The organism is Micromonospora sp. C97, from assembly GCF_018070385.1.
Classification (GTDB): domain Bacteria; phylum Actinomycetota; class Actinomycetes; order Mycobacteriales; family Micromonosporaceae; genus Micromonospora; species Micromonospora parva.
Genome location: NZ_JAGPXU010000027.1, coordinates 83168 through 93733, shown reverse-complemented (window position 1 = coordinate 93733; position 10566 = coordinate 83168). Strand labels below are relative to the sequence as shown.

General features: G+C 71.8%; 9 protein-coding genes and 1 rRNA gene. 6 read left to right on the top strand and 4 right to left on the bottom strand.

Going from position 1 to position 10566, the window contains the following annotated elements; genetic code table 11:
• Positions 1 to 104 (top strand): 5S ribosomal RNA (rrf, locus tag KBX26_RS26560); the annotation flags it as partial.
• Positions 105 to 189: 85 nt separating this feature from the next.
• Here the strand turns inward: rrf and KBX26_RS26555 are convergent.
• Positions 190 to 876: a hypothetical protein gene (locus KBX26_RS26555; RefSeq protein ID WP_210866645.1), complete on the bottom strand. Its 687-nt coding sequence runs from the start codon at positions 874 to 876 to the stop codon at positions 190 to 192.
• Between the two features lie 69 nt (positions 877 to 945).
• Here KBX26_RS26555 and KBX26_RS26550 point away from each other — a divergent pair, with 69 nt between their 5' ends.
• From KBX26_RS26550 to KBX26_RS26540, 3 genes are read left to right on the top strand one after another with little or no spacing between them, the layout of a single operon-like run.
• The gene (locus KBX26_RS26550) at positions 946 to 3564 is read left to right on the top strand and encodes a valine--tRNA ligase (RefSeq protein ID WP_030336593.1); all 2619 of its coding nucleotides are present in this window, start codon (positions 946 to 948) and stop codon (positions 3562 to 3564) included.
• Positions 3561 to 4895 carry a folylpolyglutamate synthase/dihydrofolate synthase family protein gene (locus tag KBX26_RS26545; protein WP_030336592.1) on the top strand — a complete coding sequence of 445 codons (1335 nt, stop codon included), beginning with the start codon at positions 3561 to 3563 and terminating at the stop codon, positions 4893 to 4895. The genes KBX26_RS26550 and KBX26_RS26545 overlap by 4 nt, the downstream gene beginning before the upstream one ends.
• Complete coding sequence (locus KBX26_RS26540; RefSeq protein WP_030336590.1) at positions 4892 to 5326, top strand: DUF4233 domain-containing protein; 435 nt, start codon at positions 4892 to 4894, stop codon at positions 5324 to 5326. Before KBX26_RS26545 ends, KBX26_RS26540 begins: the two co-directional genes overlap by 4 nt.
• 42 nt (positions 5327 to 5368) lie before the next feature.
• On the opposite strand, the gene KBX26_RS26535 is transcribed toward KBX26_RS26540, so the two are convergent.
• On the bottom strand, positions 5369 to 6826 hold the full coding sequence (locus tag KBX26_RS26535) for a VOC family protein (RefSeq protein WP_210866644.1): 1458 nt from the start codon (positions 6824 to 6826) through the stop codon (positions 5369 to 5371).
• Between the two features lie 142 nt (positions 6827 to 6968).
• Between KBX26_RS26535 and ndk the strand changes: the two genes are divergently transcribed.
• Positions 6969 to 7394, top strand: a complete 426-nt coding sequence (ndk, locus tag KBX26_RS26530) for a nucleoside-diphosphate kinase (protein ID WP_210866643.1) — start codon at positions 6969 to 6971, stop codon at positions 7392 to 7394.
• A 61-nt stretch (positions 7395 to 7455) separates the two neighbouring features.
• Here ndk and sigJ read toward each other — a convergent pair whose 3' ends face one another.
• Together sigJ and KBX26_RS26520 are read right to left on the bottom strand one after the other, a co-directional pair.
• Complete coding sequence (gene sigJ, locus KBX26_RS26525; RefSeq protein WP_307857913.1) at positions 7456 to 8334, bottom strand: RNA polymerase sigma factor SigJ; 879 nt, start codon at positions 8332 to 8334, stop codon at positions 7456 to 7458.
• Complete coding sequence (locus KBX26_RS26520) at positions 8331 to 8762, bottom strand: carboxymuconolactone decarboxylase family protein (RefSeq protein WP_247676182.1); 432 nt, start codon at positions 8760 to 8762, stop codon at positions 8331 to 8333. The genes sigJ and KBX26_RS26520 overlap by 4 nt, the downstream gene beginning before the upstream one ends.
• Before the next feature lie 216 nt (positions 8763 to 8978).
• Here KBX26_RS26520 and KBX26_RS26515 point away from each other — a divergent pair, with 216 nt between their 5' ends.
• Positions 8979 to 10529: an alkaline phosphatase gene (locus tag KBX26_RS26515; RefSeq protein WP_210866642.1), complete on the top strand. Its 1551-nt coding sequence runs from the start codon at positions 8979 to 8981 to the stop codon at positions 10527 to 10529.
• Positions 10530 to 10566: the final 37 nt, after the last annotated feature.

Here is a 10566-nt window from a genome sequence, read left to right as displayed (position 1 = left end):
GCGGAGGGGAAACGCCCGGTTACATTCCGAACCCGGAAGCTAAGCCCTCCAGCGCCGATGGTACTGCACTCGTGAGGGTGTGGGAGAGTAGGACGCCGCCGGACAATCTTTCAGAAAAGGCCACCCCACCCGGGGTGGCCTTTTCTGCGTCTGCTCGTTTTCCGTGAACTGGGCGCCGACCGGTGCGGGTCAGTTTCGGGTCTGCATGCCGTCGCGGAGGTCGCGCAGCAGGTCGCCGGCGTCATTGACCGACCGGCCCGGGAACATCGCCATGACCACGCTGCCGTGGTCGGCCCAACCGCACACCGCGAAGTCCCCTCCCTCGCCGCTGGTGCTGCCACACTTCAGCACGCCGCCGAGGTCGCCCGCGGGCAGCTCGCGCAGCCCGTTCACCGCACCGGTCTCGTCCGACATCAGGCGGAAGAGGCTGTCCAGGTCGCGTTCCGGCTGCCAGAGCAGGGTGGTGCCGCCGAAGATGAGCACCGAGCGCTTCTCGTCGGCCGGGTCGCGGTAGACGGTGCCGAAACTGCGGTCCAGTTCGATGTTCGCCGCCAGGCCGCTGCGCAGATAGTCGGCGGTGCTCTTCGCCCGCTCGCTGTCGTCGCGGGTCAGGCCCACCACCTGATCGGGTGAGGTCAGTTGGGTGTCCTTCTGCTGCGACACCCGCCACCCAGCGACACCGAGCACCCCGGCACCGGCGAGACCGACCACCAGCGCGGCCCCCCAAGCGATCTTGCGGCGGCGGGACCAGCCACCGGATCGCTCGTCGGGATCGCCCCCGGAGTCTCGGGTGCTCAGCTGGATCGGCTCTTCGGTCAGCTCGACCGGCTCACGGCCGCCGTCGAGCGACCGCTGGGTGAGATGTGCGTCGGACATAGCCGACACCGTACGCGAACGGCAGGTGGCGCACGTCAGGTCTGCGGAAGCGCTCCGTAGACTTGTCCGGTGACCGAGAGACTGGATGCCCGACGCCCCGACGCCCCGACCCTTGCCGGCCAGTATCAGCCCGGTGAGGTAGAGCAGCGACGGTACGAGCAGTGGGTAGCCGGCGGGCACTTCCGGGCCTCCGCCGACAGCGACAAGCCCCCCTTCACCATCGTCATCCCGCCGCCGAACGTCACCGGCTCTCTGCACATGGGCCACGCGTTCGAGCACACGCTGATGGACGCGTTGACCCGTCGCAAGCGGATGCAGGGTTTTGAGGCGCTGTGGCTGCCCGGGATGGACCACGCCGGCATCGCCACCCAGAACCTGGTCGAGCGTCAGCTCGCCGCCGAGGGGCTGTCCCGACATGACCTCGGTCGGGAGAAGTTCGTCGAGCGGGTCTGGCAGTGGAAGGCCGAGTCCGGTGGGGCGATCCTCGGTCAGATGCGCCGCCTCGGCGATTCCGTCGACTGGGACCGCGAGCGCTTCACCATGGACGAGGGGCTGAGCCGCGCCGTCCAGACGATCTTCAAGAAGCTCTTCGACGACGGCCTCATCTACCGGGCCAACCGGATCATCAACTGGTGTCCGCGGTGCCTCACGGCACTCTCCGACATCGAGGTCGAGCACACCGACGACGACGGCGAGCTGATCTCGATCCGCTACAGCGACGAGGTCGTGGTGGCCACCACCCGGGCCGAGACGATGCTCGGCGACACCGCCGTGGCGGTGCACCCCGACGACGAGCGCTACCAGCACCTGATCGGCACCGAGGTCGAGCTGCCGCTGACCGGCCGTCGGATCCCGATCGTCGCCGACGCGCACGTCGACCCGTCCTTCGGCACCGGCATGGTCAAGGTGACCCCGGCCCATGACCCGAACGACTTCGAGATCGGCCAGCGGCACGACCTGCCCGCGCTGACTGTGATGGACGAGCGGGGTGTGATCACCGTCCCCGGCCCGTTCGAAGGGCTGGACCGGTTCGAGGCGCGCCCGGCGATCGTGGCAGCGCTGCGGGAGCAGGGCCGGATCGTCGCCGAGAAGCGCCCGTACGTGCACGCCGTCGGGCACTGCTCGCGGTGCAAGACCACCGTCGAGCCGCGGCTGTCGTTGCAGTGGTTCGTCAACACCGCCCCGCTGGCCCAGGCCGCGGGTGACGCGGTGCGCGACGGCCGGGTCCGCATCGAGCCGGCCGAGCTGGCCAAGCGCTACTTCGCCTGGGTCGACAACATGCACGACTGGTGCATCTCCCGCCAGCTGTGGTGGGGGCACCGCATCCCGGTCTGGTACGGCCCGGCCGGTGAGATCGTCTGCGTCGGCCCGGACGAGGCGCCGCCGACCGGCGAGGGCTGGCACCAGGACGAGGACGTCCTGGACACCTGGTTCTCCAGCGGCCTGTGGCCGTTCTCCACACTGGGCTGGCCCGAGCAGACCCCGGACCTGGCGAAGTTCTACCCGACCAGCGTGCTGGTCACCGGGTACGACATCCTGTTCTTCTGGGTCGCCCGGATGATGATGTTCGGCCTCTACGCGATGGACGGCCGGCCGCCCTTCGACGTGGTCGCGCTGCACGGCATGGTGCGCGACCAGTTCGGCAAGAAGATGTCGAAGTCGTTCGGCAACGTGGTCGACCCGCTGGACTGGATCGACCGGTACGGCGCCGACGCCACCCGGTTCACCCTGGCCCGGGGCGCGAACCCCGGCCAGGACGTCCCGGTGAGCGAGGAGTGGTGCCAGGGCTCGCGCAACTTCTGCAACAAGCTCTGGAACGCCACCCGGTTCGCGCTGATGAACGGCGCCCACACCACGGGTGACCTGCCCCCGACCGAGCAGCTCTCCACCGTCGATCGGTGGATCCTGTCCCGGTTGGCGCACGTCACCGCCGAGGTCGACGAACAGTTCGAGGCGTACGAGTTCGCCAAGGTGTGCGACCTGCTGTACCACTTCGCGTGGGACGACGTCTGCGACTGGTACGTCGAGCTGAGCAAGCCGGTGCTCGCCGAGGGCGGCGAGCGGGCCGAGGCCAGCCGTCGGGTGCTCGGGCATGTGCTCGACCAGCTGCTGCGGCTGCTGCACCCGGTGATTCCGTTCGTCACCGAGGAGTTGTGGCTCGCGCTGACCGGCGGCGAGACGGTGCAGGCCGCCGCCTGGCCGGTGGCCGACCGGTCGCTGGTCGACGACGCCGCCGAGGCCGAGCTGCTCGGCGTGCAGCGGGTGGTCACCGAGATCCGCCGGTTCCGTTCCGACCAGGGGCTGCGTCCCACGCAGCGGGTGGCCGCCCGGCTGGACGGGCTGTCCGGTGCGGGTATCGCGGCCCACGAGCCGCTGATCCGTTCGCTGGTCCGGCTGGACCCGGCCGGTGACGACTTCCAGGCCAGCGCCACGCTGGCCATGCCCGGCGCGGTCGGTGTCGCGTTGGACACGCGGGGGTCGATCGACGTGGCCGCCGAGCGGGCCCGGCTGACCAAGGACCGCGCGGCGGCCGAGAAGGAGGCCGCGCAGGCCCGGGCGAAGCTCGGCAACCCGGCCTTCATCGGGAAGGCCCCCGAGCCGGTGGTCGCGAAGATCCGCGACCGGCTCGCCACCGCCGAGGCCGACCTGGTCCGGATCGACGCTGCTCTGGAGACACTGCCCTCGTGACCGACCGTACCGATTTCGCCGCCGTCGAAGCCGAGCTGAACGCCCGCGGTTTCACCCGCATGGTCTTCGAGCTGGACCGGATCGAGTCGCTGCTCGACCTGCTCGGCAGCCCGCAGCGGGCGTACCCCGCGATCCACCTGACCGGCACCAACGGTAAGACGTCCACCGCGCGGATGATCGACTCGCTGTTGCGGGCGTTCGGGCTGCACACCGGCCGCTACACCAGCCCGCACCTGGAGACCGTGCGGGAGCGGATCAGCCTGGACGGGGAACCGGTCAGCGAGGAGCGGTTCGCGGCGGTGTATCAGGAGATCAAACCGCTGGCCGAGCTGGTCGACGCGCGGTCGGACGAGCCGCTGACGTACTTCGACATGACCACCGCCCTGGCGTTCGCGACGTTCGCCGACGCGCCGGTCGACATCGCGGTTGTCGAGGTCGGTCTCGGCGGTGCCGAGGACGCCACGAACGTTCTCCAGGCCGGGGTCTGTGTGATCACCCCGATCGGGTTGGACCACACCGAGTGGCTCGGCGACACGCTCCAGGACATCGCGTTGGCCAAGGCCGGCATCATCCACCCGGGCGCCACCGTGATCGCGGCAGCGCAGGAGGAGGAAGCGGCGGGCCCGCTGCTCGAACGCTGCGCCGAGGTCGGGGCCACCATCGCCCGGGAGGGCGGCGAGTTCGGCGTGCTCGGTCGGGCGGTCGCGGTCGGCGGTCAGGTGCTGCGCCTCCAGGGCCTGGGTGGCGTGTACGACGACGTGTTCATCCCGCTGCACGGCGCCCACCAGGCGCAGAACGCGGCGGTGGCGCTCGCCGCGGTGGAGGCGTTCCTGGGTGCGGGGGCTCGACGTCAGCTCGACATCGAGGCGGTCCGGGAGGGTTTCGCCTCGACCAGCTCCCCGGGCCGGCTGGAGCGGGTCCGTAACGCCCCGACCGTCCTGCTGGACGGGGCGCACAACCCGCACGGCATGAAGGCCACCGTCACCGCGCTCCAGGAGGAGTTCGCGTTCAGCAAGCTGGTCGCCGTGCTCGGCGTCCTCGCCGACAAGGACGCGGAAGGGCTGCTGGAGCTGCTGGAGCCGGTGGTCGACCAGGTGGTGGTCACCCGCAACAGCTCGCCACGGGCGATGCCGACGGAACAGCTGGCCGCGCTGGCCGCCGAGATCTTCGGCGAGGAGCGGGTGGCCTCGGCCGAGGAGATGCCGGATGCGATCGAGCTGGCGGTGGCGATGGCCGAGGAGGACGTCCCCGGTGAGCTGAGCGGGGTCGGGGTGCTGGTCACTGGGTCCGTGGTGACTGTCGCCGACGCGCGCCGGCTGCTGAAGCGATGACCAGCCCGGAGCGGGACCCGCACACCGCCGAGGACCCGACCGGTCCGCCGGTCGAGCCGCCGGTGGGGGAGCAGCCCACGGCCGGGCAGCCACGGCGCTCCGGGTTGCGCAACCCGGAGCGGGCGGTACGCGGTCTCGGTGCGGGCACGCTCAGCCTGGAGGCGCTGGTGCTGCTGCTGGCGATCCAGCCGATCCGGGTGGTCGGCGGTGACCTCGGCGGCGCCGCGATCGGCGCGGTGGTGGCGTTGGCGGTGGCCGCCGTGGTGCTCGCCGGCATGATGCGCCGCCCGTGGGCCTGGAACGCCGGCACCGTGCTGCAGGGCCTGCTGCTGCTGGGCGGTCTGCTGCACTGGTCGCTGCTCGGGCTGGGCATCATCTTCGCCCTGGTCTGGGCGTACGCGTTGCATGTTCGCCGCGTCATCCTCGGCTGAGGACGACCCGTCGGCGACGCCCGGAGGCGGGAGCGGGCCGGGTCAGGCGTCGGCGCGTTCGCGCCACTGGGTGAGGGCGACACCGTGGCCGTCCGGGTCACGGAAGGCCGCCGCCCAGCCCTCCAGCTTGGTGCCCCGGTTGACCACCCGGGGCGCGTACGTGAAGCGGACGCCCGACCCGCGCAACCGTTCGTACGCGGCCTCGATGTCGTTGACCTCGAGGTTGACGTGCACGAGGCGGCGGCTGATGGGCGCCGCCCCGGTCACCTCGCGCAGCACGATCCGGGTCGCCCCGGAGGCGAGGACGGCGTTGTGGGCGCCCTGGTCGACCTCGCTGAAGCCGAGCACGTCGCGGTAGAAGCCGAGCGACCGGGACAGGTCGGTGACCAGGAGGGTGAGGCCCACCCCGCTGATCGGTGCGGCGGGATCCGCTGCCGAGTCGGCGGCGAACCCGAAGATCGCCCGGTCGAACTCCTCGTCGGTCACCGTCTCGGGTGCGGCACCGGCCGGGGAGGGATCGTCCAGCGGAAGGTCGAGCGGGTCCAACGGGTCGGCCGCACCGGGGCCGGACCGCTGCGCGGGCGGCGGGTCGAAGCGCTGCGCCGGCGGGTCGACGGTGTCGTCGGAGGGCGGGATGACAGTGTCGTCCTCCGTGGCGTCGAACCGGTCCGCGACGGGTTCGTCGAAGCGCTCCTCGGCGGGTGAGCGGGGGGCTGGGGTGGCCCGCCGTGGCAGCCCGCCGGCCTGCGGTTCGACGACGACGCCCTCCAACACCACCGGGCCGCCCGGGCTCTGGTGCATCACCACGGGCTCGCGTTCCTCGGCCACGACGCCCGCGTCGTCACGCCGGAGATCGTCACGCCGGGAGTCGGTGCGCAGCGGGTCGGCGCGCACAGGGTCACCGAGCGGGTCCCGGAACGGGTCACCGACCGGGTCACGGAAGTCCTCGCGGAAGTCGTCGTCCGGTGCGCGGTCGGCCCACGGCGGCGCGTCCTGCTGGATCAGCACCTCGTCCATCGCCTCCGCGTCGGCGAACTCCGGCGGGAGGTCGGCGACGGCGGCGGCGGTCTCGGCGTGGGTCGGCACCTCGTCCCAGAGGACCTTGACGTGCCGCTGGTCGTCCAACGCGACCCGGATCGGCAGGGTCTGGCCCAGCGACGGCCACTTGGAGACCGGCACCCTCGGCTCGATGATCTTCTTGGACCGGGGCGGCAGACCCGGGGCGTCGAGCACCAGTTGGAGTTCGCAGCGGCCGAACGCGTACTGCGTGGGTGGTTCCGAGGCGCTGTGCACGTGCCCGACGCCGACCACCCAGGTACGCCCGCCGCCGCGTACGGTCGCCAGCGCGATCGCCAGCACCAGCAGGGCGACCCCGAGAGCCACGATGGCCCAACTGGTCATGCCCAGGCCGAAGAGGACGACGAACGTGGCAACGGTGCCCAGCACCGCGCCGATCAGCTTGCGTACCGGCGCGATGGGTCGGTTCCCGCCATTCGCCACAGTGGACCTCCCGGGGGTCAGGACCAGGCTAGGCCGGATCGGCCACCGGGGGAAAGACCGGCCGCCGCGCCGACGCCGGGGCCGGGTCGCTAGGCTGACCGTACCGACCCCGAGCGTGAAGCGCGTACAGGAGGAACCCAGCGTGTCCAGCAACAGCCCGGAAGAGCGCAGCCTCGTTCTGATCAAGCCCGACGCGGTTCGCCGCGGCCTGGTCGGCGAGGTCCTCTCCCGCTTCGAGCGCAAGGGGCTGCGGATCGACGCGATGGTGCACCGGACGATGGACGCCGCGCTCGCCGACGAGCACTACGCCGAGCACGTCGACAAGGCGTTCTACCCGCCGCTGAAGGACTTCATGACCAGCGGCCCGTTGGTCGCCCTGGTGCTCTCCGGCGACCAGGTCATCGACGTGGTCCGTGGGCTGGTCGGGGCCACCGACGGGCGCAAGGCCGCCGCCGGCACCATCCGCGGTGACCTGTCGCTGTCCAACCGGGAGAACCTCGTGCACGCCTCCGACTCGACGGACAGCGCCAAGCGCGAGATCGCGCTCTGGTTCCCCGAGCTGGGCTGACGCCCCACCGGCCGGGGGCCCGACACCACTGACGGGCCTCCGGCACCACTGACGCCCGAATTCAGCCGGTCGCCGGCACCTTCGCCGGGTTGCCGATCACGTAGATCCCGGTGATCCGTCCGTCGGCCGCGGCGATGGTCAGCGTGTACCGGCTGCCGTCCGCGCGGGTGACCAGCACCGCGGGTTCCGCGTTGAGTTCGATCGGCTCCATGGTCACCTGATGACGTGGGCCGTAGACCCCGGCGTAGAACCGGGCGATCCGGTCCGCGCCGGTGACCGGGTTCAGGGCGGCCCGGGCCCGGCCGCCGCCGTCGTTCCAGGCGGTGGCGTCGGCGGCCACCAGGTCGGTGAGGGTGGCCAGGTCGCCGTCGCGGGCGGCGGCGAGGAACGCGGTCAGCAGCCGCTCCCGCTCCGGGCGGCTGGCGGTGAACCGGCGCTGCTCCTGGCGTACCCGGGCGGTCGCCCGGTGGTACAGCTGCCGGCAGTCGGCGACGGACCGGTCCAGGATCTCGGCGATCTCCGCGTACGGCAGGTCGAAGGCCGTGTGCAGGACGTACACCGCCCGCTCCGGCGGGGTGAGCCGCTCCAGGACGTGCAGCAACGCGGTGGAGAGCGAGTCGCGCAGCTCCACCCGGTCCAACGGCCCGAACGGCGAGGGCGCGGTCGGCACCGGCTCGGGCAGCCACGTGCCCACGTACGTCTCGCGGGCCGCCTGCCGGGCGCGTAGGCGGTCCACTGCCAACCGGGTGACCACCCGGGACAGGTACCGGCGCGGCTCGTCGACCCGTGCCCGGTCCACACCCAGCCAGCGCAGGTACGCCTCCTGGAGCACGTCCTCCGCGTCGTGCAGGCTGCCGAGCAGCCGGTACGCGAGCCCAAGCAGCATCGGCCGGTGCGCCTCGAGCGCACCGGCCGCCTCTGCTGCCGCCTGGGTGGTCACGCCTGGGCCGGAGGCTCCAGCCGCATCGTCACCCCGATCCGATTCCACACGTTGATTGTGGCAATCGCGATGACCAGGTCGGCCAGTTCCTTCTCCGACCAGACCTTCGCGGCGTCATCCCACACCTCGTCCGGCACCCCGTGCTCGCCGAGCCGGGTGACCGCGTCGGTGAGGGCCAACGCGGCCCGTTCCCGCTCGTCGAAGAAGGGCGACTCGCGCCAGGTGGCGACCGCGAACAGCCGCCGGCTCGATTCGCCGCCGGCGAGCGCGTCCCGGCTGTGCATGTCCACGCAGTACGCGCACCCGTTGATCATCGACGCCCGGAGCTTCACCAGCTCCAGCACCGTGTGGTCGACGTTCGTCTGGACGTACTTCTCCAACCCGAGGACGGCCTTGTACGCCTGCGGCACGACCTCGGTCGGGTTCATCCGTTGCACGACTACCTCCTGATCGGTTCCGACACCCATACGACGGTTGCGCCGGGCGGGGCGTGACAACCGGGACTGTGACCCCGCTCATGCCGGCGGCGATCGGGGGCGACTGACGACCGACGGCCGGCGTTCGCGTCCGCGTCACCCGGGCCGCCGCTCACTGTCACCTCCGCCCGATAGACCCACGGGGTCAACCCATGATCGGGAGGAAGCATGACCGAGCTTGATCGACGTACCCTGCTGCGCACCGGCCTGATGGTCGGCGCCGGAGCCGCCGGCGGCGCGCTGCTGGGCGGTGCCGGCGCGAACGCCGCCCCGGCCTGGCGCCCGGCGGCGCGCCCGGTGCTCACCCACGGGGTGCAGAGCGGCGACGTGACCGCGGACTCGGCGCTGGTCTGGACGCGGGCCGACCGGCCGGGCCGGATGCTGGTCGAGGTGAGCCGACGACCGGACTTCCGGGGGGCGCGTCAGCTGCGCGGTCCGGTGCTCACCCCGAACGGCGACTTCACCGGGAAGGTCCGGCTGCGGGGCCTGCCGGACGCCGAGCGGCTGCACTACCGGGTGCGGGTGGAGAGCCTGGATCGGCACGGGGTGGTCAGCGAGCCGCTGACCGGGACGCTGACCACCGCGCCGGGACGGCACCGCCGACGTGACGTGAAGTTCGTCTGGACCGGCGACGTGGTCGGGCAGGGCTGGGGCATCGCCCCCGACTTCGGCGGCATGTCGATCTTCCGGGCGATGCGGCAGGCCCGACCGGACTTCTTCCTGTGCAGCGGCGACACGGTGTACGCCGACGGCCCGCTGGTCGAGTCGGTGACGCTGCCCGACGGGCGGATCTGGCGCAACCTGGTCACACCGGAGAAGAGCAAGGTCGCCGAGACGCTGGCCGAGTATCGCGGGCAGTTCGCCTACAACCTGCTCGACGAGCACCTGCGGGAGTTCGCCGCGGCGGTGCCGCAGATCAACCAGTGGGACGACCATGAGGTCCTGAACAACTGGTACCCGGGCGAGATCCTGGACGACCCGCGCTACACCGAGCGGCGGGTGGACGTGCTCGCCGCGCGGGCCCGCCAGGCGTTCAACGAGTGGCTACCGGTGCCGGTCGACGGGCCGATGTACCGGCGGCTGTCGTACGGGCCGTCGCTTGACGTGTTCGTGCTCGACATGCGCACCCACAAGGACCCGAACGACGGCAACACGTACGCCGACCCGAAGCGTGGTCTGCTCGGCCGGCAGCAGCGGGAGTGGCTGATCCGGGAGCTGAAGCGCTCCACGGCGACCTGGAAGGTGATCGCCAACGACCTGCCGATCGGAGTGGTGGTGCCGGACGGTCCGGGCGCGCAGGAGGGTGTCGCGCAGGGCGACCCGGGTGCGCCGGCGGGTCGGGAGCTGGAGTTCGCCGAGGTGCTGCGGGCCACCCACCGGGCCGGGGTGACCGGCATGGTCTTCCTCACCGCCGATGTGCACTACTCCGCCGCGCACCACTACGACCCGTCCCGCGCGGCGGTCGGCGACTTCACCCCGTTCTGGGAGTTCGTCTCCGGCCCGGCGCACGCCGGCGCGTTCGGCCCGAACGCGTTGGACGGCACGTTCGGGCCCCGGGCGGCCTTCGTGCACGCGCCGCCGGTGGCCAACACGTCTCCGGCGGAGGGCTTCCAGCACTTCGGTGAGGTCACCATCGACGGTGAGTCCGAGGCCCTGACGGTCCACCTGCGCGACCGGGACGGCGCCTCGCTGTGGAGCACCACCCTCCCGGCCCCCTGACCACAGCTCGTTGATCGTGAGGTTGGCGGGGCGGACT

Excerpts from the sequence above, each read along its gene's own strand:
- KBX26_RS26515 (WP_210866642.1), top strand. The coding sequence starts at position 8,979 with ATGACCGAGCTTGATCGACGTACCCTGCTGCGCACCGGCCTGATGGTC.
- KBX26_RS26555 (WP_210866645.1), bottom strand. The coding sequence starts at position 876 with ATGTCCGACGCACATCTCACCCAGCGGTCGCTCGACGGCGGCCGTGAG.
- KBX26_RS26520 (WP_247676182.1), bottom strand. The coding sequence starts at position 8,762 with ATGAACCCGACCGAGGTCGTGCCGCAGGCGTACAAGGCCGTCCTCGGG.
- KBX26_RS26540 (WP_030336590.1), top strand. The coding sequence starts at position 4,892 with ATGACCAGCCCGGAGCGGGACCCGCACACCGCCGAGGACCCGACCGGT.